The sequence below is a fragment of the Serratia sp. JKS296 genome, from assembly GCF_900215445.1.
Taxonomy (GTDB): domain Bacteria; phylum Pseudomonadota; class Gammaproteobacteria; order Enterobacterales; family Enterobacteriaceae; genus Serratia; species Serratia marcescens.
Map to the genome: position 1 here is coordinate 4,679,906 of NZ_OCMX01000001.1, position 26,293 is coordinate 4,706,198.

A 26,293-nucleotide genomic window follows, 5' to 3' on the forward strand; every position below is an offset into this window, starting at 1 on the left:
GCTCCCTTAATAATCTGCCGGCCATTGTACATTATTCTGCCCGGCACAGCGCCACGGTGTCCTCAATCAACCGGCGCGCCACGGTGCCGGGCGGCGGCAACAGCGGCAGTTGGTCGTAACGATACCAGCCGGCATTGAGCAGCTCCTTGGGATCGTGACGAATCTCACCCTGGTGGTAATCGGCCATAAAGGCCATCATCAGCGAGTGCGGAAACGGCCAGGGTTGTGACGTGACGTAGCGCAGGTTCTTGATTTCAATATTGCTCTCTTCCATCACTTCGCGCGCCACCGCTTGCTCCAGCGTTTCGCCCACTTCGACGAAGCCGGCCAGCACTGTGTGAATGCCGCCGCGATGGCGCACGTGCTGCGCCAGCAGGATCTGATCCTCGCGCCGAATGGCGACGATCACGCAGGGCGCGATCTGCGGGTAGTAGCGTTCTTTGCAATGGCCGCACAGGCAGGCGCTTTCGGTGCGGCTGAGGTGCATCTCATGGCCGCAGTAGCCGCAATAGCGATGGGAGCGGTAGAAGTCCGCCAGCTGCACGCCGCGCCCGGCCAGCTGGAACAGACCGCGATCCTGATCCAACAGCTGACGCACCGACCCCATCTCCCGCGGCATCGCCTGGCGCACCAGCCAGACCGGCGCGCCCTCCCACTCACCGATGACGCGCGCCATATGGCCCTGCAGCCCGAGGGCGGCGGCAGTCCCCGACGGCAATTCACCGTTCGGTAACCAAAGTTTGCTTTCATGGCTGACGATCCACCAGCCGTTTTCATTGCCCGTTAATGCAAGTTCCATATCGTTGTTGCACAACCTCAGCTTCACTGGCACTCTACAAATCGGCTTTGTTACATTTTAATAACTTACCGGTTACTTTTGTTACTTACACGGAGTCAAACATGCTCAACCGTTTGGAAAGGCTGACTCAGCGCGTTGGCGGTAGTAATGAATTAGTTGATCAATGGCTTCAGGCCCGCAAGCAGTTGCTGGTCGCCTACTGCACGCTGGTAGGCCTCAAACCGAATAAAGAAAAGCATACGCCGCTGAATGAAAAAGCGCTGGAGAACTTTTGCCACAACCTGGTGGATTACCTCTCCGCAGGGCATTTTCATATCTATGACAGAATTATCAAACAAGTGGAAGGCGCAGCCAGTCCGAAAATGTCGCTGGCGGTGAACATCTACCCCAAGCTGTGGGCCAATACCGAACAGATCATGGCATTCCACGATCGCTATACTGAAGTGGATATCGATCAGGAAGTTTGTCTGGAATTCCACCAGGCCTTGTCGGATATCGGCGAAACGTTGGCGGCGCGCTTTGCGCTGGAAGATAAGCTGATCCAACTGGAAGCGGAAGCCGCGCAGCAACCGCTGCCGGACCAGACACTGGATCCGGCGCGTTAAAATTTTATAGTTTTTTTTCTTATCCCTCCTATACTGGGGGGCATCTTGTCGGAGTGCCTAGCGCCTGATTTGTTCATCGAATCAGCCAGGCTGAGACCGTTAATTCGGGATCCGCGGAACCTGATCGGGTTAATACCCGCGAAGGGAACAAGAGTAATCTATCGCCACAGGCACGGCCTTCCCCTTGCGGGCGCCCTGCCTTATCGGCCACCATCATTACTCCCTCCGAGCTCCAGACAAGCAACTTTCCCAACCCAACACACTGGTAGGAACTTGCTATGTCTAACGTTAATCCACCGCGCGCCCGTAAAGCGCAACGCGAAGCCGCCCAGCAGTTTATCGACACGCTGCAAGGCATGGCTTTCCCGAACTCACGCCGCATCTATCTCCAGGGCTCGCGCGGCGATATCCAGGTGCCGATGCGCGAAATTCAGCTCAGCCCGACCCTGCTCGGCGGCAGCAAAGATAGCCCGCAGTATGAACCCAACGAGGCGATCCCGGTGTATGACACCGCCGGCCCCTACGGCGATCCGCAGGCCGAGCTCGACGTGCACGCCGGCCTGGCCAAGCTGCGCGCCGGCTGGATCGACGCGCGCGGCGATACCACGACGCTCAGCGGCGCCAGCTCCGGCTTCACCCAGCAGCGGTTGGCGGACGAGGGGCTGGATCACCTGCGCTTCGAGCATCTGCCGCTGCCGCGCAAAGCGCTGCCGGGCAAGCGCGTGACCCAGCTGCACTATGCCCGCGCCGGTATCGTCACCCCGGAGATGGAGTTCATCGCCATCCGTGAAAACATGGGGCGCGAACGCATTCGCGGCGAAGTACTGCGCCATCAGCATCCGGGCCAGGGCTGGGGCGCCAACCTGCCGGACAACATCACGCCGGAGTTCGTGCGCCAGGAAGTGGCCGCCGGCCGCGCCATCATTCCCGCCAACATCAACCATCCGGAAGCAGAGCCGATGATCATCGGCCGCAATTTCCTGGTGAAGGTGAACGCCAATATCGGCAACTCGGCGGTCACGTCGTCGATCGAAGAAGAGGTGGAGAAGCTGGTGTGGGCCACCCGCTGGGGCGCAGACACCGTGATGGATCTCTCCACCGGCCGCTATATTCACGAAACCCGCGAATGGATCCTGCGCAACAGCCCGGTGCCCATCGGCACCGTGCCGATCTACCAGGCACTGGAGAAGGTCAACGGCGTGGCGGAAAACCTCACCTGGGAGATGTTCCGCGATACGCTGCTGGAACAGGCGGAACAAGGGGTCGATTATTTCACCATCCACGCCGGCGTGCTGCTGCGCTACGTGCCGATGACCGCCAAACGCCTGACCGGCATCGTGTCGCGCGGCGGCTCGATCATGGCCAAATGGTGTCTGTCGCACCATCAGGAAAACTTCCTCTATCAGCACTTCCGCGAAATCTGCGAGATCTGCGCCGCCTACGACGTTTCGCTGTCGCTCGGCGACGGCCTGCGCCCCGGCTCGATTCAGGACGCCAACGACGAGGCCCAGTTCGCCGAGCTGCATACGCTGGGCGAGCTGACCAAAATCGCCTGGGAATACGACGTGCAGGTGATGATCGAAGGCCCGGGCCACGTGCCGATGCAGATGATCCGCCGCAACATGACCGAAGAGCTGGAACACTGCCACGAAGCGCCGTTCTACACCCTCGGCCCGCTGACCACCGATATCGCCCCGGGCTATGACCATTTCACTTCCGGCATCGGCGCGGCGATGATCGGCTGGTTCGGCTGTGCCATGCTGTGTTACGTCACGCCGAAAGAGCACCTCGGCCTGCCGAACAAAGAAGACGTCAAACAGGGCCTGATCACCTACAAGATCGCCGCTCACGCCGCCGATCTGGCCAAAGGCCATCCGGGCGCGCAGATCCGCGATAACGCCATGTCCAAGGCGCGTTTCGAATTCCGCTGGGAAGATCAGTTCAATCTGGCGCTCGATCCGGCCACCGCGCGCGCCTATCACGACGAAACCCTGCCGCAGGAATCCGGCAAGGTCGCCCACTTCTGCTCGATGTGCGGGCCGAAATTCTGCTCGATGAAGATTTCGCAGGAGGTGCGCGACTACGCCGCCGCCCAGGAGGTCGCCAAGCCGATCGAAGTGCAGCTGACCGGCATGGAGAAAATGTCCGCCGAGTTCCGCGTCCGCGGCAGCGAGCTGTATCACAGCGCCGGCACCCTGCAAGAGGAGACAAGCAATGACTGATATCACGACCCCCTTCCCGGCGACGCCCTACAAACTGGGGCTCTACCCGGTCGTCGATAGCGTGGAATGGATCGCTCGCCTGCTTGAGGCCGGCGTCACCACCATCCAGCTGCGCATCAAGGATTTGCCTGACGAGCAGGTCGAAGAGGATATCGCCGCCGCCATCGCGCTGGGCCAGCGTTATCAGGCGCGGCTGTTCATCAACGACTACTGGCGGCTGGCGATCAAGCACGGCGCCTACGGCGTGCATCTGGGCCAGGAAGATCTTGATACCACCGATCTGGCGGCCATTCACCGCGCCGGGTTGCGGCTCGGCGTGTCCACCCATGACGACGCCGAACTGGCGCGCGCGCTGGCGGTGAAACCGTCCTACATCGCGCTGGGGCACATCTTCCCCACCCAAACCAAAGACATGCCTTCGGCGCCGCAGGGGCTGACGGAGTTGAAACGCCACATCGCCGGCCTGGCGGATTACCCGACGGTGGCGATCGGCGGGATCAGTATCGATCGCGTACCGGCGGTGCTGGCGTGCGGCGTCGGCAGCGTCGCGGTGGTCAGCGCCATCACCCTGGCGCCGGACTGGCGCGCGGCGACGGCCGAGCTGCTGCGGCTGATCGAAGGCGAGGATCCGAACGATGCTTAACGATCAGGAATTCCTGCGCTACAGCCGCCAACTGCTGCTGGAGGACGTCGGCCCGGAAGGCCAGGAGAAACTCAAGCGCGCCACGGTGCTGATCGTCGGTTTGGGCGGGCTCGGCTCCCCGGCTTCGCTGTATCTGGCCGCCGCCGGCGTCGGCACGCTGCTGTTGGCCGACGACGACCAGCTGCACGTCACCAACCTGCAGCGGCAAATCCTCTACCGCAGCGCCGATACCGCCACCGGTAAGGCGGCGCTGGCGCAACGCCATCTGCAGGCGCTGAACCCATTGGTGGAATCCATCCCGCTGGCGCAGCGGCTGCAAGGGCAAGCGCTGCGCGACGCGGTCGCCCGCGCCGATTTGGTGCTGGACTGCTGCGACAATATGGCGACCCGCCATGAGGTCAATGCCGCCTGCATCGCCGCCGCCAAGCCGCTGATCAGCGGCAGCGCGGTCGGCTTCAGCGGCCAGTTGCTGGTGCTCGAGCCGCCCTATGCACACGGCTGTTACGCCTGCCTGTACCCGGAGCAGGAAGAGCCGCAGCGCAACTGCCGCACCGCCGGGGTACTCGGCCCGGTGGTCGGCGTGATCGGCACCCTGCAAGCGCTGGAGGCCATCAAGATGCTGGCCGGCATGCCTTCCTCCCTCAGCGGGAAACTGCGGCTGTTCGACGGCAAGCAGCAGAGTTGGAGCACGCTGCAACTGAGCCAGGCCCGCGCCTGCCCGGTATGCGGAGGCGCGGCATGAAGATCCGTCTTAACGATCAGCCGCTGGAGCTGGCGCAGCCGCTCAGCGTTGCCGCCCTGCTGACCCAGCTGGAACGCCACCAGCCGGGCACCGCGCTGGCGATCAACCAAACCATCATCCCGCGCGCCGACTGGGCCGACCACCAGGTGCAGGACGGTGACGATATTTTACTGTTTCAAGCGATCGCCGGAGGCTGACATGCTGAAAATCGCCGATACCACTTTTACCTCGCGCCTGTTCACCGGCACCGGCAAGTTCGCCACCCCGGCATTGATGCTGGAGGCGCTGGCGGCCTCCGGTTCACAGCTGGTGACCATGGCCATGAAGCGCGTCGATCTGCGCGGCGGCAACGACGCCATTTTGGCGCCGCTGCAGCAGTTGGGCGTCAGGCTGTTGCCCAACACCTCCGGCGCCAAAACCGCCGCCGAAGCGGTGTTCGCCGCCCGGCTGGCGCGTGAAGCGCTCGGCACCCGCTGGGTGAAGCTGGAGATCCATCCCGATGTGAAATACCTGCTGCCTGATCCGATAGAAACGCTGAAGGCGGCGGAAACGCTGGTGAAAGACGGTTTTGTGGTGCTGCCTTACTGCGGCGCCGATCCGGTGCTGTGCAAACGGCTGGAAGAGGCGGGCTGCGCGGCGGTGATGCCGCTCGGCGCCCCTATCGGCTCCAACCGCGGTCTGCGCACCCGTGACTTCCTCGAGATCATCATCGAACAGGCCAAAGTGCCGGTGGTGGTCGACGCCGGCATCGGCGCGCCAAGCCACGCGCTGGAAGCGATGGAGCTGGGCGCCGACGCGGTGCTGGTGAATACCGCCATCGCCGTGGCGCGCGACCCGGTGCAAATGGCGCGGGCGTTTCGTCAGGCGCTGGAGGCCGGCGAACTGGCGCGCAGCGCCGGACTGGGCGCCAGCCAGCGCGGGGCGGTCGCCTCCAGCCCGCTGACCGCCTTCCTCACTCAGCCAGAGGAGGCGCAGTGATGGGCGACGATTTCAGTAGCCGCTGGCAACAGCTGGATTGGGACGATATTACGCTGCGCATCAACGGCAAAACCGCGCGCGACGTGGAACGCGCGTTGAACGCCGACAAGCTGACGCGCGACGACTTTATGGCGCTGATCTCCCCCGCCGCCGCGCCGTATCTGGAACCGCTGGCGCAGCGCGCGCAGCAACTGACCCGTCAGCGGTTCGGCAACGTCGTTAGCTTCTATGTGCCGCTGTACCTCTCTAACCTGTGCGCCAACGACTGCACCTACTGCGGCTTTTCGATGAGCAACCGCATCAAGCGCAAAACGCTGGATGCGGCGGAGATCGCACGCGAGTGCGAAGCCATCAAGGCGCTGGGGTTCGAACACCTGTTGCTGGTCACCGGCGAGCATCAGACCAAGGTCGGCATGGACTATTTCCGCCGGCACATTCCGGCGATCCGCAGCCACTTCAGCTCGCTGATGATGGAAGTGCAGCCGCTGGCGCAGGACGAGTACGCCGAACTGAAAACGCTGGGCCTGGACGGCGTGCTGGTGTACCAGGAAACCTACCATCCGGCCACCTATCTGCAGCATCACCTGCGCGGCCAGAAGCAGGATTTCCATTGGCGCCTGGCCACGCCGGATCGCCTGGGACGCGCCGGGATCGACAAGATCGGCCTCGGCGCGTTGATCGGCCTCTCCAACAGCTGGCGCACCGACTGTTACCTGCTGGCGGAACATCTGTTCTACCTGCAGCAAACTTACTGGCAGAGCCGCTACTCGATCTCGTTCCCGCGTCTGCGCCCCTGCGCCGGCGGCATTGAACCGGCGTCGATCATGAGCGAGCCTCAACTGGTGCAGCTGATCTGCGCCTTCCGGCTGTTCGCGCCGGACGTTGAGCTGTCACTGTCTACGCGTGAGTCGCCGTACTTCCGCGATCATATGATCCCGGTGGCGATCAACAGCGTCAGCGCCGGCTCCAAGACGCAGCCCGGCGGCTATGCCGATGACGTGCCGCCGGAGCTGGAACAGTTCGAACCGCACGACGGCCGCACGCCGCAGCAGGTCGCCGAGGCCATCAGCAACGCCGGGCTGCAGCCGGTGTGGAAAGACTGGGACGGTTATCTGGGACGCGGTGCGCAATAAGCGGCAACGTTTGCCGCCGCGTGAAGAAAACGCTGGAGCGGCCGCGCAATGCTGAACGCCGATGCTGGCGTCGGCAAGCCCCCCGCTTATAGTGACCTTGCCGACCGCCAAACCCGGCGTCGGCCGGGGCCGTCTCCCTCTCGATGGCCCCGCCTTATCCCATCCCGGATCGCGCAGAGACTCTCTGCGCGACTCCGGTTCCTCCTTGGATTTGCGGCCGGCGGGGCATGCGGACAGGCCGTTTTGGCGACTCGGCTGACAGGAGAAACTGCGTTCTGCAATAACTCAGAGTGAGATTCAAAGGGCGACGGTTACAACAGAAAGTGGAGAGCGTGGAAAAAGAAGGCACTGCAAAGAAGATGCGCGACAAGAAAAGCTTGAAGGATAATCCCCGGTGCTGCCAATGGCCCTGGTGCTGGCCGCGGATCTTTTTGCCGCCTGCTCCCTGCTTACGGACAAGAGCAGGCGGTTTATTTTGTGAGACTGGCACCCCCCCAGGACGCGAATCACACAGTATGTGCGCTAATTAACCACATAAACGGCGAAATGTGAATGTCTTTTGAGTGTTTTTTTATTCATGATCGAGTGTGTTTTGAGTTTGCCAAGGAAAATCAAACTGATATCACCGCAATACCCGAGGCTTCATCTATAATCCAGCACGGGTCCTCAAACAGGTTTTTCAACGCTCGCGGTTAACATCAAAAAAGCCAAGGTTGTCATGAAGAAAACGCCAAATTACATCGATGCAATCAGCGCGTTGCTCACTCTGAAAGGAGTTGGCGACAGAAAACATGCCTCCACGATGGCCAACATACTGAACCTTCAGTACAACAGCGCCAAACAGAAGCTGGATGGCAAAAGGGGCATCACCCTCGATGAAGTCAAAAAGGTTTTCCAGTATTTCAACGAGCCGTTTGCCGGCCAACGGACACATAACGGCGTGTTTATCATGAACAGCATTCACAAGCGCTGCAACATTGAGGTCGACGAGCGCCCGGTCACGCAAGCGGACAACGACGAAACTTACGCCTACAAAAAGGACGACCTTTTCATCATCAACACCAATCGGGAATATGCAGCCGATGCCCCGCTGTATAAAGTCAACAAGATAGACTTTCTGCCGGCCCCGCGTATCGCGATCCTGGATAATGACGGCGATATTCTCGAACTGTTGAAGAAGATCGCCAGCCGCTACGGCATCGAAACTGAGACCTTTCAGACGGCGGACGCCATGCTGGCCGCGCTGGAGCAGCAGTCCTTTGAGGCGTTTATTTTGGACTGGCTGTTGGACTTCGGCGAGACTTCCGAACGTGTCGTGAAGAAAATTAAAGACGCCCTCGATCCGCACGCCCGCATCATCATTCTGACCGGCCAGCTGAATCACTACGAGAAAAACATCGGCGATATGATCCTGCACTATGACGTGCACCTGGTGGAAAAACCGACCAAGCCGCTGATTATCTCCTCGCTGTTGCTGTCGAACCTATTCTTTAATTAGTTTGATCGGGATGCGGATCAAAAACGATGAGCCAACCCCTTCGACGGATTTGACCTTGATGGCGCCTTTCATCGTCGTGACGTAATTTTTGATAATGGTCAGCCCCAGCCCCAACCCCTGCCGCGTTTCCCTTTCCAGCCCCTGATTGAACGCCTTATATAACCGATCCAGATTATCGACGTTAAACCCGATGCCGGTGTCTTTGACCCGCAAATACAGATTGCCGTGACACACCTTCACATTGAGGACGATCGCGCCGTGGTGGGTAAATTTGTCCGCGTTGCTGAGCAGGTTGGCCAATATTCGGTAGAGCTTGTATTTATCAGAACCAATCAGGCCGGCATAAGACGAACGGTGGATCACGAGCCGATTGCCTCGCCCGGCGCCGATGCCGGTTACGGCATCCTCCACCACCTCATTCAGCCGGAAGGTGGAAATATTGATTTTAACTTCTCCCATCTCAAGCCGAGAATAATCCATCACCTCGCGCGTTTGTTCGGCGATCTTGTTGCCGTGATAGGAGATCAGGCGGGCTTCTTTTTTCAACTCTTCCTGCGCTAGCTCGTGTTCCATGATATCCGCGGCAATGACGATGGCCTGGGTCGAGCCGGCGATCTCGTGGTAGATGGAAGAGATAAAGATGTTCTTGTTCTTGATGATCTCTTTCAACGAGAAGGCATTTCTCAGCACCAGGAACATCATCAGGAACACCAAAATCAGCGAAAAGAGAGCGAACATCTCGGCTTTACTCGAGTTGTCCTGGATGATGCCTTTCACTTCGGTAAAGTTTTTAATCTGTATCCGATAAATAATTTCCTGGATATCGACCAGCGTGCCCTCGATATCATCCATATAAGAGAGAATGTCCGCCTTGTTTTTCTGCCCCACCAGCAAGCCGGCAGAAAGATCGTCCAACGTGCGATACTGCTGCTTCAGCAGCGCAACATTTTTGATGAACTCGTCGTCGTAATAAAAAGAGTCGCTGAAGGTCGAACGGCTCTCCAGGATCTGAATCTTCGAGTAGAAGATTTTCTTTTTGATCTGGAAGGCGTCGTAATCGTTGTTTTCACTGAGCAACAGCGCGGTTTTGGTCCTTTCAAACGCCAGAAACAGGATCTCGGCCACCGAGTAGTTGTCCAGGTTGGGCTCGATCTGCTTATAGCGCTCTTTTACGCCGCCGAAATTAATGGCAATCAACAAAATCAATAAGGAGAAGATGGCAACCAACGCGATAAGAGTACCGATCAGTTTTTTGCTCATCTTATTTCAGCTCCAACCTTTTAACTTGCCAGACGGTTTTCGCATTCACATCCAGGTTATTCAGCTCAGCATAGCCATCGCGCGGATAAATAATGGCGAACGGCCCCAGCTCACCAACGTCGATCGGCTTGCCGCCGCGCTGGTAGGCGACGATCACACGGTATTTAATCATCTCGTCAATCGGCATCGAATAAGAGTAATCATCCCAGGCGAAAGCGCGCACCGACTGGCCTTTCAGGTGATAGGCTTTCACTAACTCCGCAAACTCAACGCCGGTGAACATATCTTCCGGGGTGAAATTGGTCGAGGTTTTAATCGTGTGCTGCGGCATCGCCGCCAGCATCTGCCGGGTTATCTTGATCTTCTCGCCATCGAGCGGTTTCAGGTAAAAATAGTCAACGGCCGCATACAGCGGCGTGCTGAACAGCGAAAGCAGCAGTAACGTCATCAATCCTTTGATTGTCATTATTCACCCTCTTTACGTTTTACCAGTTCGGCCTGGCCAAATTCATCCTGCCCGACCACGACCCAACCGTGATGTTGATAAAAGCCTTCGGCTTTGGAGCCGGGATCGGTGGTTAAGTGGATCGCTTCGGCGCCGCGCTCAAACATCCAGGCGGTGACCCGCATCAACAAGGCGGAGCCGATCCCCTTCGACTGGTATTCCGGCTTCACGAACAGGCCGCCGATCAGCGGTTCAGGGATGAATAACCCGAAGCCAACGCCGGCATAGTCGTCGCCATGCTTGCAGATCCAGCCGCCGCCCTGGTTGATGTCCTCCAGCGCCTGCCTGCGCTGCAGATACTGGATCTGATGCGGGTGCAGCAGATTTTCTTCAACGGAAAAGCGGATCTCATACAGGTAAGGCAGGTGTTGCGCCGTCAATTTTTCGAAGGTAATGAGGCTGTCCATGTTCGCACTGTCCTTGGTTGTCTAGTAAAAAACGCCGGTCAATTTCTGCTGTAACCATAGTAGCAAAGTTTGCTCGGCCCCGGCATGAGGCGAAAAAAAACCGCCCCCGAGGGGGCGGTTTATCTGGCGATGGGCCCGGCATGCCGGGCCCGCGGCGCGGATGACGATTACTCGTCGTCGCTGCCGCCCAGGCCTGCATTGAGCAGCTCGGCCAGGTTAGCCGTCGCTTCTTCCGCGCTGACTTGCGGAACAACCGGCGCTTCACCCTGAGCACGGCGACGCATGCGATCCTGATGATAAGCGTAACCGGTACCGGCTGGGATCAGACGGCCCACGATGACGTTCTCTTTCAGGCCACGCAGTTCATCACGCTTGCCGGCTACGGCAGCTTCGGTCAGAACGCGCGTCGTTTCCTGGAACGATGCGGCGGAGATGAAGGACTCGGTCGCCAAGGAAGCCTTGGTGATACCCAGCAGATCGCGCGAGAAGGTTGCCGCGATTTTACCTTCAGCTTCCAGCTGACGGTTGGCAATCTTGACGCGAGACACTTCAGCCTGCTCGCCTTCCAGGAACTCGGAGCCACCAGCGCTAACGATGGTGCCTTTACGCAGCATCTGACGAACGATAACTTCGATGTGCTTATCGTTAATCTTAACGCCTTGCAGACGGTAAACTTCCTGCACTTCGTTGGTGATGTAGCGGGTAACCGCATGCACGCCACGCAGACGCAGAATGTCGTGCGGAGACTCTGGGCCGTCGGAAACGACGTCACCACGTTCCACCACTTCGCCTTCGAACACGTTGAGCTGACGCCATTTCGGAATCATCTCTTCGTAAGCGTCGCTGCCGTCCAGCGGAGAGATCACCAGGCGACGTTTGCCTTTGGTCTCTTTACCGAACGAGATAATCCCGCTGATTTCAGCCAGGATTGCCGGCTCTTTCGGACGACGCGCTTCGAACAGGTCGGCAACGCGCGGCAGACCACCGGTAATATCCTTGGTACCGCCGGATTCCTGAGGAATACGCGCCAGGGTATCACCCGCACCGATCTGAATGCCATCTTCCAGCTGAACGATCGCTTTGCCCGGCAGGAAGTATTGAGCAGGCATATCAGTACCTGGGATCAATACGTCTTCGCCCTGAGCGTCAACGATTTTCAGTGCCGGACGCAGGTCTTTACCGCTACCGGTACGCTCTGCGCTGTCCAGAACAACCAGAGAAGACAAACCGGTCAGTTCGTCGGTCTGACGAGTAATCGTCTGGCCGTCAACCATGTCCGCGAAGCGAATGAAGCCGCTGACTTCACTGATGACCGGCATGGTGTGCGGATCCCAGTTAGCGACGGTTTCGCCGCCATTAACTTCTTCACCGTCGCCTTTGCCCATCACGGCGCCGTAAGGCACCTTGTAGCTTTCTTTGGTACGGCCGAATTCGTCGATCAGTTTCAGTTCGGTGTTACGCGAGGTGATCACCAGCTTGCCTGCGGCGTTCATAACGAACTTCGCGTTGCTCAGCTTGATGCTACCCTTGTTTTTCACCTGAATGCTGGATTCAGCAGCCGCACGAGATGCCGCACCACCGATGTGGAACGTACGCATCGTCAGCTGTGTACCCGGCTCACCGATGGACTGTGCCGCGATAACGCCGATGGCTTCGCCTTTGTTGATGATGTGGCCACGTGCCAGGTCGCGACCATAGCAGTTTGCACACACACCAAAGTCGGTTTCACAGCTCACTACGGAACGGACTTTAACGCTGTCGACAGAGTTCTCTTCCAACAGGTCACACGCCTTCTCGTTCAGCAGGGTGTTGCGTGGCACCAGAATGTCCGCCGTACCCGGCTTGAGGACGTCTTCTGCCGTCACACGGCCCAGAACGCGTTCACGCAGCGGCTCTTTCACGTCGCCACCTTCGATAACCGGAGTCATCAGGATGCCGTCGTGGGTGCCACAGTCGTCTTCGGTCACCACCAGATCCTGCGCCACGTCAACCAGACGACGGGTCAGATAACCGGAGTTCGCGGTTTTCAGTGCGGTATCCGCCAGACCTTTACGAGCACCGTGGGTGGAGATGAAGTACTGGAGTACGTTCAGACCTTCACGGAAGTTCGCGGTGATTGGCGTTTCGATGATGGAGCCGTCCGGCTTCGCCATCAGACCACGCATACCGGCCAGCTGACGAATCTGAGCGGCGGAACCACGCGCACCGGAGTCGGCCATCATAAAGATGCTGTTGAAGGAAACTTGCTGTTCCACTTCGCCGTCACGGTTAACCACGTCTTCTACCGACAGGTTTTCCATCATCGCTTTAGCAACGCGTTCGTTCGCTGCAGCCCAGATATCGATCACTTTGTTGTAGCGTTCGCCGGCGGTAACCAGACCAGACTGGAACTGCTCCTGGATCTCGGCAACTTCGGTTTCCGCTTCTTCGATGATCTCCGCTTTCTTGGCCGGGATAACCATGTCGTCGATGCCTACGGAAGCGCCGGAACGGGCTGCGTAAGCAAAACCGGTGTACATGATCTGGTCAGCAAAGATAACGGTCGGCTTCAGGCCCAGGATGCGGTAACAGGTGTTCAGCATCTTGGAGATCGCTTTCTTGCCCAAAGGCTGGTTAACGATCGCGTACGGCAGACCTTTCGGTACGATCATCCACAGGATGGCGCGGCCGATGGTGGTGTCGATGATGCTGGTCTGAGAAGTCCATTCGCCTTCGGCGTTTTTGACGTCTTCGGTGATACGCACTTTAACGCGCGCATGCAGAGACGCCAGGCCGGCGCGGTATACGCGCTCAGCTTCTTTGGAACCGTTCAGCACCATGCCTTCGCCCTTGGCGTTAACACAGTCGCGGGTCATGTAGTACAGACCCAGTACAACGTCCTGAGAAGGAACGATGATTGGCTCGCCGTTCGCTGGGGACAGGATGTTGTTGGTGGACATCATCAGCGCACGCGCTTCCAGCTGGGCTTCCAGCGTCAGCGGCACGTGAACGGCCATCTGGTCACCATCGAAGTCGGCGTTGTATGCCGCACAAACCAGCGGGTGCAGCTGGATCGCTTTACCTTCGATCAGAACCGGTTCAAACGCCTGGATACCCAAACGGTGCAGGGTTGGTGCACGGTTCAGCAGTACCGGGTGTTCGCGGATCACTTCGTCCAGGATATCCCAAACGACGGCTTCTTCACGCTCAACCATTTTCTTGGCGGCTTTGATGGTGGTGGCCAGGCCACGCAGCTCCAACTTGCCGTAGATGAACGGTTTGAACAGCTCCAGCGCCATCTTTTTAGGCAGACCGCACTGATGCAGACGCAGGTATGGACCTACGGTGATTACGGAACGGCCGGAGTAGTCAACGCGTTTACCGAGCAGGTTCTGACGGAAACGACCCTGCTTACCTTTGATCATGTCGGCCAAAGATTTCAGAGGACGTTTGTTGGAACCGGTGATCGCACGACCGCGACGGCCGTTATCCAGCAGGGCGTCTACCGCTTCTTGCAGCATACGCTTTTCGTTGCGCACGATGATGTCCGGCGCAGCCAGATCCAGCAGGCGTTTCAGACGGTTGTTACGGTTGATCACGCGGCGATACAGATCGTTCAGATCCGACGTCGCGAAACGGCCGCCATCCAACGGAACCAGTGGACGCAGATCCGGCGGCAGTACCGGCAGCACGGTCAGGATCATCCACTCCGGCTTGTTGCCGGACTGTACGAACGCTTCCAGCAGCTTGATACGCTTGGTCAGCTTCTTGCGCTTGGTTTCGGAGTTGGTTTCGTTCAGCTCTTCACGCAGCTGCTCGCACTCGGCTTCCAGATCCATGTTTTTCAACAGGGCCTGAATAGCTTCCGCACCCATCTTGGCGTCGAATTCGTCACCGAACTCTTCCAGCGCGTCCAGATACTGCTCTTCGGTCAGGATCTGACGACGCTCGAGGTTGGTCATACCGCCTTCGACCACCACATAGGATTCGAAGTACAGTACGCGTTCGATGTCACGCAGCGGCATATCCAGCAGCAAACCGATGCGGGATGGCAGCGATTTCAGGAACCAGATGTGCGCAGTCGGGGAAGCCAGTTCGATGTGGCCCATGCGCTCACGACGCACTTTGGTCTGGGTCACTTCAACGCCGCACTTCTCACAGATCACGCCGCGGTGTTTCAAGCGCTTGTACTTACCGCACAGGCACTCGTAATCTTTTACCGGCCCGAAGATACGGGCGCAGAAAAGGCCGTCACGCTCTGGTTTGAACGTACGGTAGTTAATGGTTTCCGGCTTCTTAACTTCACCGAACGACCACGAACGGATCATGTCTGGCGAGGCCAGAGCAATCTTGATCGCATCAAACTCTTCGGTCTTAGTTTGCGCTTTCAGAAACTTCAATAAGTCTTTCACGGATTGGCTCCTGTCGGAGTTAAACCTGTTGGGCACCCACAACCGCAGTAGGTACCCGTGTGACCTGAACAACCACCCTCAGGCTCCCTTAGGCGGGGAGCCTGAGCCGGAATGACGATTACTCGTCTTCCAGTTCGATGTTGATGCCGAGCGAGCGGATTTCTTTCAACAGTACGTTGAAGGACTCCGGCATGCCTGGCTCCATCCGGTGATCGCCATCCACGATGTTTTTGTACATCTTGGTACGGCCGTTAACGTCATCCGACTTAACGGTGAGCATTTCCTGCAGGGTATAAGCCGCGCCGTATGCTTCCAGTGCCCACACTTCCATCTCACCGAAGCGTTGACCACCGAACTGCGCTTTACCACCCAGAGGCTGCTGAGTAACCAAGCTGTAAGAACCGGTTGAACGGGCGTGCATTTTATCGTCAACCAAGTGGTTCAGTTTCAGCATGTACATATAGCCGACAGTAACCTGGCGCTCGAATTGCTCACCGGTACGGCCATCGAACAGCGTGATCTGACCGGAGGTCGGGATTCCGCCCATTTCCAGCAGCTTCTTGATTTCAGTCTCTTTCGCACCGTCAAACACCGGCGTTGCGATCGGCATACCTTTTTTCAGGTTCTCTGCCAGACGCAGCACTTCGTCGTCGCTGAAGGTGTTCAGGTCAACTTTCTGGCAAACGTCGTCGCCCAGATCGTAGGCCTTCTGGATGAACTCACGCAGCTTGGCCACTTCCTGCTGCTGCTTCAGCATCTGGTTGATCTTCTCACCGATGCCTTTCGCAGCCATACCCAGGTGGGTTTCCAGGATCTGACCGATGTTCATACGTGATGGTACGCCCAGCGGGTTCAGTACGATGTCTACCGGCGTGCCGTTTTCATCGTAAGGCATATCTTCGATCGGGTTGATCTTGGAGATAACACCCTTGTTACCGTGGCGGCCCGCCATCTTGTCACCCGGTTGGATCTGACGTTTAACGGCCAGATAAACCTTGACGATTTTCAGTACGCCCGGCGCCAGATCGTCGCCCTGAGTGATCTTACGACGCTTGGCTTCCAGCTTCTTCTCGAAGTCGGATTTCAGTTCGTCGTACTGCTCAGCCAGCTGCTCCAGCTGGTTTTGCTTCTCTTCGTCGGTCAGGCCCAGTTCCAGCCAGCGATCGCGCGGCAGCTTGCTCAGCTTGTCGGCTTCGATGCCACCGGCAACCAGCACCGCGTGGATACGCGCAAACAGGCCGGCTTCCAGGATCTGCAGTTCTTCAGTCAGGTCTTTCTTCGCCTGCTTCAGCTGCATCTCTTCGATTTCCAACGCGCGCTTGTCTTTTTCCACGCCATCGCGGGTGAAGACCTGCACGTCGATAACCGTACCGGAAACGCCGTTCGGCACACGCAGAGAAGAGTCTTTAACGTCAGACGCTTTCTCACCGAAGATCGCACGCAGCAGCTTCTCTTCCGGCGTCAGCTGGGTTTCGCCTTTAGGCGTTACCTTACCGACCAGAATGTCGCCGCCGGTCACTTCAGCACCGATATACACGATACCGGATTCATCCAGCTTGGAGAGCGCAGCTTCACCCACGTTAGGGATGTCGGCGGTGATCTCTTCAGGCCCCAGCTTGGTGTCGCGAGACACGCACGCCAGTTCCTGGATGTGGATGGTGGTGAAGCGATCTTCCTGCACCACGCGCTCGGAGACCAAGATGGAGTCTTCGAAGTTGTAGCCGTTCCAAGGCATGAAGGCTACGCGCATGTTCTGGCCCAATGCCAGTTCGCCCAGGTCTGTCGATGGGCCATCCGCCAGCACGTCGCCGCGCTCGATTGGCTCACCCAGATTCACACACGGCATCTGGTTGATGCAGGTGTTCTGGTTAGAACGGGTGTACTTGGTCAGGTTGTAAATATCGATACCTGCTTCGCCCGGGTACATCTCGTCTTCGTTAACTTTGATAACGATACGGGAAGCATCCACGTACTGGATCACACCGCCGCGTTTGGCAACGGCGGTTACGCCGGAGTCAACCGCTACGGCACGTTCCATACCGGTACCGACCAGCGGCTTGTCAGCGCGCAGGGTTGGTACGGCCTGACGTTGCATGTTCGCACCCATCAATGCACGGTTGGCGTCATCGTGTTCCAGGAATGGAATCAGTGAAGCACCAACGGAAACGACCTGCTGGGTGGATACGTCCATGTAGTCAACCTGGTCGCGGCTGAACAGGCTTGATTCGCCTTTGCTACGACAGGTGACCAGGTCTTCTACGAAGCGGCCTTCTTCATCCAGGTTGGAGTTCGCCTGGGCGATAACGAAGTTGCCTTCTTCAATAGCAGACAGGTAGTTGATTTCATCGGTCACCACGCCGTCACGCACGCGGCGGTACGGGGTTTCCAGGAAGCCATACTCGTTAGTCTGTGCGTACACGGACAGGGAGTTGATCAGACCGATGTTTGGACCTTCCGGCGTTTCGATTGGGCACACGCGGCCGTAGTGGGTCGGGTGTACGTCTCGAACTTCAAAGCCGGCACGCTCACGGGTCAGACCGCCCGGGCCCAGTGCGGAGATACGACGCTTGTGCGTGATCTCGGACAGCGGGTTGTTCTGGTCCATGAACTGGGACAGCTGGCTGGAGCCGAAGAACTCTTTCACCGCCGCCGAAATCGGCTTGGCGTTGATCATGTCCTGAGGCATCAGGGTATCCAGATCGCCCAGAGACAGACGCTCTTTCACCGCACGCTCAACACGCACCAGACCTACGCGGAACTGGTTCTCGGCCATTTCGCCGACGGAGCGGATACGGCGGTTGCCCAAGTGGTCGATATCGTCCACTTCGCCCTTGCCGTTACGGATATCGATGAGCTTCTTCATCACTTCGATGATGTCGTCTTTGCTCAGGATGCCCGAACCCTCGATCTCGTCACGCAGCAGAGAACGGTTGAACTTCATACGGCCAACCGCGGACAGATCGTAGCGGTCTTCGGAGAAGAACAAGTTCTCGAACAGGCTTTCGGCAGCTTCGCGCGTTGGCGGCTCACCAGGACGCATCATGCGGTAGATTTCTACCAGCGAGCTCAGACGATCGTTGGTCGGATCGACACGCAGCGTTTCAGAGATGTACGCGCCGTGGTCCAGATCGTTGGTGAACAGCGTTTCGATGCGCTTGTGGCCAGACTGGCTCAGCTTGGCCAGCAGATCCAGCGACAGCTCCATGTTGGCTGCGCAGATCAGTTCGCCGGTATTGGTATCGATATAGTCTTTCGCGACCACTTTGCCCGCGATGTACTCTACCGGTACTTCAATGCTCTGAATGTCGTCTTTTTCCAGCTGACGGATATGACGAGCGGTGATGCGACGGCCTTTCTCTACGTAGATCTTGCCGTTGGCTTCGATATCGAACGAAGCGGTCTCACCACGCAGGCGCTCTGGCACCAGCTCCATCTGCAGCTTGTTGTCGCGGATTTCGAAGACGATCTTGTCAAAGAACAGGTCGAGGATCTGTTCAGTGGTGTAGTTCAGCGCGCGCAGAATGATGGTCGCAGGCAATTTGCGGCGACGGTCAATACGCACGAACAGGTTGTCTTTCGGATCGAACTCGAAGTCCAACCATGAACCGCGGTAAGGGATGATGCGTGCGTTGTACAGCACTTTACCCGAGGAGTGGGTTTTACCCTTATCGCTGTCGAAGAATACGCCAGGACTACGGTGCAACTGAGATACGATAACCCTCTCAGTACCGTTGATCACAAAGGTGCCGTTTTCGGTCATGAGCGGAATTTCGCCCATGTAGACTTCTTGTTCCTTGATGTCTTTGACCGTACCTTCAGGCGCTTCGCGCTCATAGATAACCAGGCGCAGTTTTACGCGCAGCGGTGCAGAGAACGTCACACCACGGATCTGGCACTCTTTGACGTCGAAGACCGGCTCACCAAGACGGTAGCTAACGTATTGCAGCTCCGAATTGCCACTGTAGCTCTGGATAGGGAAAACAGAACGGAATGCGGCTTCAAGGCCGTACTGCCCTTCTGGATCTTGCTCGATAAACTTCTGGAACGAGTCAAGCTGGATAGAAAGGAGATATGGTATGTCCAGCACTTGTGGACGTTTACCAAAATCCTTACGAATACGTTTTTTCTCGGTATAGGAGTAAACCATAGGGTTCCTCAGCTCGCTGATCAGTGACCCAATCTGTCCGTCCGATTAGGGACAGTTCATGCAACACCGTTTTGTCGACCGGAAAGCGGGAACACTTTCCGCAATATCTCTTGCTATCACGCTTAAACCATTTCATCGCGCCTTCCCCCAGAACTCCTGGTAGTGCAAAGACCGCGGTATATTAAGTCGTCGATAGAAACAAACATTGGGAGGCGAAACCAGCAGCCAAACAGTGTGAAACGCTACTGGCGCCCTACAGCGCAAAAAGGCTGGTGACTAAAAAGTCACCAGCCATCAGCCTAAAAGACTAGGCTGCAACCGGAAGGGTTGGCTTATTTAACTTCAACTTCTGCGCCAGCTTCTTCCAGAGATTTTTTCAGAGCTTCTGCGTCATCTTTGCTCACGCCTTCTTTCAGAGCGGCTGGAGCAGATTCAACCAGGTCTTTAGCTTCTTTCAGACCCAGGCCGGTAGCGCCACGTACTGCTTTGATAACAGCAACTTTGTTAGCGCCTGCAGCTTTCAGGATAACGTCGAATTCAGTTTTCTCTTCAGCAGCTTCAGCTGGGCCAGCAGCTACAGCTACAGCAGCAGCAGCAGAAACGCCGAATTTTTCTTCCATAGCGGAAACCAGTTCAACAACGTCCATTACGGACATAGCGGCAACTGCTTCCAGGATTTGGTCTTTAGTGATAGACATAACAATTGTTCCTAAAATTCAGAAATAGTTTAAATACGTTAGCAAAGGCTAAGAAAGAGTGGCTTACGCCGCTTCTTTCTGATCGCGTACTGCAGCCAGAGTGCGAACCAGTTTGCCGGCAGCGGCTTCTTTCATGGTTGCCATCAGGCGTGCGATCGCTTCTTCGTAAGTTGGCAGCGTCGCCAGGCGGTCGATTTGCGCCGCTGGGATCAGCTCACCTTCAAAGGCCGCAGCTTTAACCTCGAATTTTGCATTCGCTTTCGCGAACTCTTTGAACAGACGAGCAGCAGCGCCCGGGTGTTCGTGAGAGAATGCAATCAAGGTTGGACCGACAAACGTGTCTTTCAGGCATTCGAATGGAGTGCCTTCAACTACGCGACGCATCAGGGTGTTGCGAACAACACGCATGTAAACGCCAGCTTCACGACCTGCTTTACGCAGTTCAGTCATTTTATCTACGGTAACGCCGCGGGAATCCGCAACAACCGCAGACAGCGCGCCTTTGGCTACTTCGCTGACTTCAGCAACAATCGCTTGTTTGTCTTGAAGATTTAATGCCATTAGCTTTTTGCTCCTGGATTAGCCGGGGAAAATCCCCCGGAACTCACTTCACTCGGCGCTTTGTAAAACGCCACGCCGAGCGGCTTAACACGGTGAGCAGAATCCAGCAAAGACATTCTTTTATAAAAAAGAAAAATTTTCTTAGGCTCTGTCACCGTCTACGCAGGAAGGATTAAGTATCTTGCGATACACCTGCGGTCTTGGACGGAGGCCTGGATAGGCCAGGCTCCAACCGAAAAATCTTTGTTTTGCCTACGGCATAGCCAATAGCAAAACCTTGGGGCATAAGATTCTAGACAAATCTCGGCCCCAAGTCAAAGCGATAATCGCAAGTGCGATTAGTTCGCTGCGGCAGACAGACCGCTCTGATCGATAGCAACGCCAGCACCCATGGTGGTGGAGAGGCTAACTTTCTTGATGTACATGCCTTTCGCCTGAGAAGGTTTTGCTTTTTTCAGCGCAACCAGCAGGGCTTCCAGGTTTTCTTTCAGTTTGTCTGCGTCGAAATCAACCTTACCGATAGTGGTATGGATGATGCCGTTTTTGTCGTTACGATAGCGAACCTGACCTGCTTTAGCGTTTTTCACTGCTTCAGCAACGTTCGGAGTAACGGTACCCACTTTCGGGTTTGGCATCAGGCCACGTGGACCCAGGATCTGGCCCAGTTGACCAACAACGCGCATTGCATCCGGGGAAGCAATAACAACGTCGAAGTTCATTTCGCCTTTCTTGATCTGCTCAGCCAGATCGTCCATACCTACCAGCTCTGCGCCTGCAGCTTTCGCAGCTTCAGCGTTAGCGCCTTGGGTAAATACGGCAACGCGAACGGAACGACCGGTGCCGTGTGGCAGAACGGTAGCACCACGAACGTTTTGGTCAGATTTACGAGCGTCGATGCCGAGGTTAACGGCAACGTCAACGCTTTCTACGAATTTAGCGGTGGCCAGCTCTTTCAGCAGAGCAACAGCTTCAGTGATGTCATACTGTTTAGTAGCATCAACTTTGTCACGGATCACGCGCATGCGCTTGGTCAGCTTAGCCATCTCTTAATCCTCCACTACCAGGCCCATGGAACGAGCGGTACCTTCGATGGAGCGAGTCATCGCTTCAACGTCAGAACCAGTCATGTCCGCAGCTTTGGTTTCTGCGATTTCACGTACCTGAGCACGGGTCACTTTACCTACTTTGTCTTTGTTCGGCTTACCGGAACCAGACTTGATACCAGCCGCTTTTTTCAGCAGAACTGCTGCTGGCGGGGTTTTGGTAACGAAAGTGAAGGAGCGATCAGAATAAACGGTGATAACAACCGGAATCGGCAGACCTTTTTCAATGCTGTCAGTCTTAGCATTGAACGCCTTACAGAATTCCATGATGTTAACGCCCTGCTGACCCAGAGCTGGACCCACTGGTGGGCTCGGGTTAGCCATACCAGCTGCAACTTGCAGCTTGACGTAGGCTTGTACTTTCTTAGCCATTTAAATTTCCTCGGTTTGGGTAGTATCGCCTCGTGAGAGGCTCCCCGTGTTTAACCTCGCCGGACAAACATCAGGCAAGGCATCTAAAAACAAAAGGCGCGAAATTGTAGTTCAATTTCACGCCTTTGACAAGCGGCAACAGGCCGCTTACTGCTGATTATTCGATCAGCCTTTTTCAACCTGGCTGAAGTCCAGTTCCACCGGCGTTGCACGACCGAAGATGGAAACGGAAACTTTCAGGCGGCTCTTCTCGTAATCGACTTCTTCGACCACGCCATTGAAATCGGCAAACGGGCCGTCGTTGACGCGCACCAGCTCGCCCGGCTCGAACAGCGTTTTCGGACGCGGCTTGTCACCGACCTGTTGCAGACGGTTCATGATCGCATCAACTTCTTTATCGCTGATCGGCGCTGGACGGTCAGACGTACCGCCGATGAATCCCATGACGCGCGGTACGCTGCGCACCAGGTGCCAGCTGGCGTCATTCATCACCATCTGCACCAGCACATAGCCAGGGAAGAACTTACGCTCGCTCTTGCGACGCTGGCCGCCACGGATTTCAACCACTTCTTCCGTAGGCACCATCACTTCGCCGAACAGCTCTTCCATATCGTGCAGTTTGATGTGTTCACGCAGCGATTGTGCTACGCGACCTTCAAAACCGGAAAACGCCTGAACGACGTACCAACGTTTTTTTGGAGCTTCAGACATTTTAGAACCTCAGGCCAGTAATAAACGACACCAGACGGACCAGAATACCATCCAGCCCCCACAGAATCAGTGACATCACGGCGGTTACCGCGGCGACGATCAACGTGGTGTGCAGCGTTTCCTGACGAGTTGGCCAAATCACTTTACGTACTTCGGTACGCGCTTCACGGGCAAACGCAACGGTGGCTTTGCCTTTGGTAGTCATCAGAGCCACTGCACCTGCAACGGCGATGATCAGCACAACTGCCAGCGCGCGCAATGGCAGGCTTAAATCACGGTAGTAATAGTTACCGACAATAGCCACAACCAACAGAACGGCGACGATCAGCCACTTTGCCGCTTCCAGGCCGCGTCCGCTCCCTTGAGCCTCGGTATTCGCACTCATAAACCAACCTGTCACAATGATGATTCATAACAAACAACTTTGCCTCGCATTGCGAGGCAAACCAAACCGATCGGATAGCGCATTAGCGATATCCCGGTGTTTTACGCCATGACGTATTTCAGTCAATACGGTTTAAGAGCCCATCTCACCAATGATTATGACTGCAAAATCGCTGATGAGATAGGTTCTAGTTCACAGCGTAGAAAAAGGGCATCAAATGATGCCCTTTTACCGCGTGTCGCGTCAAACTTTATCAGCGATTAAGCGATAACTTTAGCAACAACACCAGCGCCTACAGTACGGCCGCCTTCACGGATTGCGAAACGCAGACCGTCGTCCATCGCGATTGGGTGAATCAGGGTTACAACCATGTTCACGTTGTCGCCTGGCATTACCATCTCTACGCCTTCTGGCAGTTCGATGGTACCGGTCACGTCAGTGGTACGGAAGTAGAACTGTGGACGGTAGCCTTTGAAGAATGGCGTGTGACGACCACCTTCATCTTTGCTCAGGATGTACACTTCAGATTCGAACTGGGTGTGTGGCTTGATGGAGCCTGGCTTAGCCAGTACCTGACCACGTTCGATTTCTTCACGTTTGATACCACGCAGCAGAACACCTACGTTCTCACCAGCACGGCCTTCGTCCAGCAGTTTGCGGAACATTTCAACGCCAGTACAGGTAGACTTAACGGTGTCTTTGATACCAACGATTTCAACTTCTTCGCCAACTTTGATGATACCGCGCTCAACACGACCGGTAACAACGGTACCACGACCGGAGATGGAGAATACGTCTTCGATTGGCAGCAGGAACGGCTTGTCGATAGCACGCTCTGGCTCTGGGATGTAGCTGTCCAGGGCTTCGGCCAGTTCGATGATTTTCGCTTCCCACTCAGCTTCGCCTTCCAGCGCTTTCAGCGCGGAACCGCGGATTACCGGCAGGTCGTCGCCTGGGAAGTCGTAAGCGGACAGCAGTTCGCGAACTTCCATTTCTACCAGTTCCAGCAGCTCTTCATCATCTACCATGTCGCATTTGTTCATGAATACGATGATGAAAGGAACGCCAACCTGACGACCCAGCAGGATGTGCTCACGAGTCTGAGGCATTGGGCCGTCAGTCGCAGCTACTACCAGGATCGCGCCGTCCATCTGAGCAGCACCGGTGATCATGTTTTTCACGTAGTCGGCGTGCCCTGGGCAGTCAACGTGCGCGTAGTGACGAGTCGGGGTGTCATACTCAACGTGAGAGGTGTTGATGGTGATACCACGAGCTTTTTCTTCTGGCGCGTTATCGATCTGGTCGAAAGCACGTGCAGAACCGCCGTAGGTTTTAGCCAGTACGGTAGTGATCGCTGCAGTCAGGGTAGTTTTACCGTGGTCAACGTGGCCGATAGTACCGACGTTAACGTGCGGTTTTGTACGTTCAAACTTTTCTTTAGACATCGATTGTCCCTCTAAGACACGGATAAATCGGTGGTATCACCACATCAACCAAGCATTTGCTCGTTGAATCCAGAACAGAAAGAAAATCAGGGGGCGAGAAATTAAGAAGTGGTGCTGATAGGCAGATTCGAACTGCCGACCTCACCCTTACCAAGGGTGCGCTCTACCAACTGAGCTATATCAGCACATCTTGGAGCGGGCAGTGGGAATCGAACCCACATCATCAGCTTGGAAGGCTGAGGTAATAGCCATTATACGATGCCCGCATCCTGGAACTCGGCTACCTGATTTTTCTGTAGAATTTTGGGATGGAGCAGGATTGTTCATCACTCGGCTCGCATCCTTCGGGCCGGCTGCGCCTTGCGCTGCACAGCTCGAACCTTGCCGAAGGCTTTCGCCCTCTCCTCCCGCCATCAACCGCTGCGGTATTCATCGCATCTCAGTTAATCGCCGAAGGCAAGATTTGGTGGTGGGGGAAGGATTCGAACCTTCGAAGTCTGTGACGGCAGATTTACAGTCTGCTCCCTTTGGCCGCTCGGGAACCCCACCAGATTTTAACTACTTGTGACTTGAATGGTGCCGGCTACCGGAATCGAACTGGTGACCTACTGATTACAAGTCAGTTGCTCTACCTACTGAGCTAAGCCGGCATCAAGTGCAGCGCATTCTAGGTAGAGCGGGCGACCTATGCAACAAAAAAATTGCTTTACGCGCACTTTCGCTCATAAATCAGTCAATTTTGCATACTGTCATGCAATTTGCAGCCTGCGGCGTGCAAACATTCATCACTCGCGGCAATCATTCTCTACAATTTTATCCACTTTTTGCAAGCCTTGAGCACCGCTTTCTCCGTGTCGGGCTTCTCAAAACACTTAACCCGCGATGGTAAACTGTGAGCGGGATCGATGCACCAAAAAGGGGATCCCTGCCCCGGACTGCGGCGTGGGCTACACTGATCCCTCGCCCTTTTGCCGTCGCTATGCCTTTCGCCGTTGTGGCTCAGTTATTGCTTCTCTTCATTACCCCCATCCCAGGAGGAATGACCGATGAAAATAGTGCCTATCAACGCCGCTACGTTGCCGATTTACCGCGATGAGTTGGCCCGCCTGTTGACCGATGCCGTCACGCACGGCGCTTCTGTCGGTTACGACACCTTAATTCCTCACGAAGACGCCGAGAGCTACTTCCACAGTCTGCGACCGGCCTTGGCCAAAGGTGAACTGCTGCTATGGATTGCCCGTGACGATCGCGGCGTCGTTGGCACCGTGCAACTCGAGCTTTGCCAGAAGCCGAACGGCCGTAATCGTGCGGAGGTGGTGAAGCTGTTGGTGCATAGCCGCGCTCGCCGCAACGGCGTAGGTCAGACTCTGATGAAAACGCTGGAGTACGCGGCACTGCAGCAGCAACGCGGGCTATTGTATCTGGATACGCAGGCCGGTTCGGCGGCAGAAGCGCTTTATCGCAGCTTGGGTTATCGCTGTTTGGGCGAGCTGCCGGATTATGCAGCGGGCCCCGATGGGCATTACCATCCGACCGTCATTTATTACAAACGTCTGTTCACCGTAAATCAACCTTCGCGCGCTATCGCCAGCTAGTCTTCAGGCGGTATCCGGCTCTGATGATACCGCCTTGCAACCCCGCTTTATCAACTGCGCGCAGCTTCGCACAATTGACATAAACTGCTGCCT

At 56.4% G+C, this 26,293-nt stretch carries 22 protein-coding genes, 4 tRNA genes, 1 other RNA gene and 1 riboswitch; of the genes, 9 read left to right on the forward strand and 18 right to left on the reverse strand.

What is annotated here, in order from left to right; genetic code table 11:
* Nucleotides 1-31: 31 nt before the first annotated feature.
* A complete protein-coding gene (nudC, locus tag CRO23_RS22420; RefSeq protein WP_028127642.1) occupies nucleotides 32-799 on the reverse strand; it encodes an NAD(+) diphosphatase in 768 nt (255 codons plus the stop codon).
* 101 nt (nucleotides 800-900) lie between these two features.
* Here nudC and CRO23_RS22425 point away from each other — a divergent pair, with 101 nt between their 5' ends.
* From CRO23_RS22425 to CRO23_RS22460, 8 genes are all read left to right on the forward strand, one after another.
* Entirely contained in the window at nucleotides 901-1,404 is a 504-nt protein-coding gene (locus CRO23_RS22425; protein ID WP_016929420.1) for an Rsd/AlgQ family anti-sigma factor, read from the forward strand.
* Between the two features lie 39 nt (nucleotides 1,405-1,443).
* A riboswitch (TPP riboswitch) is annotated at nucleotides 1,444-1,568 on the forward strand.
* 114 nt (nucleotides 1,569-1,682) lie between these two features.
* On the forward strand, nucleotides 1,683-3,626 hold the full coding sequence (thiC, locus tag CRO23_RS22430) for a phosphomethylpyrimidine synthase ThiC (RefSeq protein WP_097102964.1): 1,944 nt from the start codon (nucleotides 1,683-1,685) through the stop codon (nucleotides 3,624-3,626).
* Complete coding sequence (thiE, locus tag CRO23_RS22435; protein ID WP_097102966.1) at nucleotides 3,619-4,269, forward strand: thiamine phosphate synthase; 651 nt, start codon at nucleotides 3,619-3,621, stop codon at nucleotides 4,267-4,269. Before thiC ends, thiE begins: the two co-directional genes overlap by 8 nt.
* Nucleotides 4,262-5,011, forward strand: coding sequence for a HesA/MoeB/ThiF family protein (locus tag CRO23_RS22440; RefSeq protein ID WP_004929883.1), 750 nt, complete (start codon nucleotides 4,262-4,264; stop codon nucleotides 5,009-5,011). Before thiE ends, CRO23_RS22440 begins: the two co-directional genes overlap by 8 nt.
* Nucleotides 5,008-5,208, forward strand: a complete 201-nt coding sequence (gene thiS, locus CRO23_RS22445) for a sulfur carrier protein ThiS (protein ID WP_016929423.1) — start codon at nucleotides 5,008-5,010, stop codon at nucleotides 5,206-5,208. The genes CRO23_RS22440 and thiS overlap by 4 nt, the downstream gene beginning before the upstream one ends.
* 1 nt (nucleotide 5,209) lies before the next feature.
* The gene (locus tag CRO23_RS22450) at nucleotides 5,210-5,989 is read left to right on the forward strand and encodes a thiazole synthase (protein ID WP_097102968.1); all 780 of its coding nucleotides are present in this window, start codon (nucleotides 5,210-5,212) and stop codon (nucleotides 5,987-5,989) included.
* The gene (gene thiH, locus CRO23_RS22455; protein WP_016929425.1) at nucleotides 5,989-7,122 is read left to right on the forward strand and encodes a 2-iminoacetate synthase ThiH; all 1,134 of its coding nucleotides are present in this window, start codon (nucleotides 5,989-5,991) and stop codon (nucleotides 7,120-7,122) included. Before CRO23_RS22450 ends, thiH begins: the two co-directional genes overlap by 1 nt.
* A 718-nt stretch (nucleotides 7,123-7,840) precedes the next feature.
* Nucleotides 7,841-8,620, forward strand: coding sequence for a helix-turn-helix domain-containing protein (locus CRO23_RS22460; RefSeq protein ID WP_028127641.1), 780 nt, complete (start codon nucleotides 7,841-7,843; stop codon nucleotides 8,618-8,620).
* Here CRO23_RS22460 and CRO23_RS22465 read toward each other — a convergent pair.
* The 17 genes from CRO23_RS22465 to CRO23_RS22545 all read right to left on the reverse strand — a co-directional run bounded on the left by CRO23_RS22465 (nucleotide 8,606) and on the right by CRO23_RS22545 (nucleotide 25,255).
* Nucleotides 8,606-9,880, reverse strand: coding sequence for a sensor histidine kinase (locus tag CRO23_RS22465; RefSeq protein WP_016929427.1), 1,275 nt, complete (start codon nucleotides 9,878-9,880; stop codon nucleotides 8,606-8,608). The genes CRO23_RS22460 and CRO23_RS22465 overlap by 15 nt on opposite strands.
* A 1-nt stretch (nucleotide 9,881) precedes the next feature.
* The gene (locus CRO23_RS22470) at nucleotides 9,882-10,346 is read right to left on the reverse strand and encodes a hypothetical protein (RefSeq protein ID WP_016929428.1); all 465 of its coding nucleotides are present in this window, start codon (nucleotides 10,344-10,346) and stop codon (nucleotides 9,882-9,884) included.
* Nucleotides 10,346-10,792 carry a GNAT family N-acetyltransferase gene (locus CRO23_RS22475; RefSeq protein ID WP_097102969.1) on the reverse strand — a complete coding sequence of 149 codons (447 nt, stop codon included), beginning with the start codon at nucleotides 10,790-10,792 and terminating at the stop codon, nucleotides 10,346-10,348. Before CRO23_RS22475 ends, CRO23_RS22470 begins: the two co-directional genes overlap by 1 nt.
* Before the next feature lie 167 nt (nucleotides 10,793-10,959).
* Nucleotides 10,960-15,183: a DNA-directed RNA polymerase subunit beta' gene (rpoC, locus tag CRO23_RS22480; RefSeq protein ID WP_004929899.1), complete on the reverse strand. Its 4,224-nt coding sequence runs from the start codon at nucleotides 15,181-15,183 to the stop codon at nucleotides 10,960-10,962.
* 118 nt (nucleotides 15,184-15,301) lie between these two features.
* A complete protein-coding gene (gene rpoB, locus CRO23_RS22485) occupies nucleotides 15,302-19,330 on the reverse strand; it encodes a DNA-directed RNA polymerase subunit beta (RefSeq protein ID WP_004929900.1) in 4,029 nt (1,342 codons plus the stop codon).
* Between the two features lie 332 nt (nucleotides 19,331-19,662).
* Entirely contained in the window at nucleotides 19,663-20,028 is a 366-nt protein-coding gene (gene rplL, locus CRO23_RS22490) for a 50S ribosomal protein L7/L12 (protein WP_004929903.1), read from the reverse strand.
* Between the two features lie 63 nt (nucleotides 20,029-20,091).
* Nucleotides 20,092-20,589: a 50S ribosomal protein L10 gene (rplJ, locus tag CRO23_RS22495; RefSeq protein ID WP_004929905.1), complete on the reverse strand. Its 498-nt coding sequence runs from the start codon at nucleotides 20,587-20,589 to the stop codon at nucleotides 20,092-20,094.
* A gap of 338 nt (nucleotides 20,590-20,927) precedes the next feature.
* Complete coding sequence (gene rplA, locus CRO23_RS22500) at nucleotides 20,928-21,632, reverse strand: 50S ribosomal protein L1 (protein WP_004929908.1); 705 nt, start codon at nucleotides 21,630-21,632, stop codon at nucleotides 20,928-20,930.
* 3 nt (nucleotides 21,633-21,635) lie between these two features.
* On the reverse strand, nucleotides 21,636-22,064 hold the full coding sequence (gene rplK, locus CRO23_RS22505; protein WP_004929911.1) for a 50S ribosomal protein L11: 429 nt from the start codon (nucleotides 22,062-22,064) through the stop codon (nucleotides 21,636-21,638).
* A gap of 165 nt (nucleotides 22,065-22,229) precedes the next feature.
* Nucleotides 22,230-22,775, reverse strand: a complete 546-nt coding sequence (gene nusG / locus CRO23_RS22510) for a transcription termination/antitermination protein NusG (RefSeq protein WP_004929914.1) — start codon at nucleotides 22,773-22,775, stop codon at nucleotides 22,230-22,232.
* A 1-nt stretch (nucleotide 22,776) separates the two neighbouring features.
* A complete protein-coding gene (gene secE, locus CRO23_RS22515; protein ID WP_004929916.1) occupies nucleotides 22,777-23,160 on the reverse strand; it encodes a preprotein translocase subunit SecE in 384 nt (127 codons plus the stop codon).
* 260 nt (nucleotides 23,161-23,420) lie between these two features.
* The gene (gene tuf, locus CRO23_RS22520; protein ID WP_015376315.1) at nucleotides 23,421-24,605 is read right to left on the reverse strand and encodes an elongation factor Tu; all 1,185 of its coding nucleotides are present in this window, start codon (nucleotides 24,603-24,605) and stop codon (nucleotides 23,421-23,423) included.
* Between the two features lie 109 nt (nucleotides 24,606-24,714).
* Nucleotides 24,715-24,790, reverse strand: a tRNA-Thr gene (locus tag CRO23_RS22525).
* A gap of 6 nt (nucleotides 24,791-24,796) precedes the next feature.
* Nucleotides 24,797-24,871 (reverse strand) — tRNA-Gly (locus tag CRO23_RS22530).
* A 36-nt stretch (nucleotides 24,872-24,907) separates the two neighbouring features.
* Nucleotides 24,908-25,023, reverse strand: a non-coding RNA gene (locus CRO23_RS22535) — RtT sRNA.
* Nucleotides 25,024-25,069: 46 nt separating this feature from the next.
* Nucleotides 25,070-25,154: transfer RNA gene (locus CRO23_RS22540), tRNA-Tyr, on the reverse strand.
* A gap of 25 nt (nucleotides 25,155-25,179) precedes the next feature.
* Nucleotides 25,180-25,255 (reverse strand) — tRNA-Thr (locus CRO23_RS22545).
* 396 nt (nucleotides 25,256-25,651) lie between these two features.
* Here CRO23_RS22545 and CRO23_RS22550 point away from each other — a divergent pair.
* Nucleotides 25,652-26,200, forward strand: a complete 549-nt coding sequence (locus CRO23_RS22550) for a GNAT family N-acetyltransferase (RefSeq protein WP_016929433.1) — start codon at nucleotides 25,652-25,654, stop codon at nucleotides 26,198-26,200.
* Nucleotides 26,201-26,293: the final 93 nt, after the last annotated feature.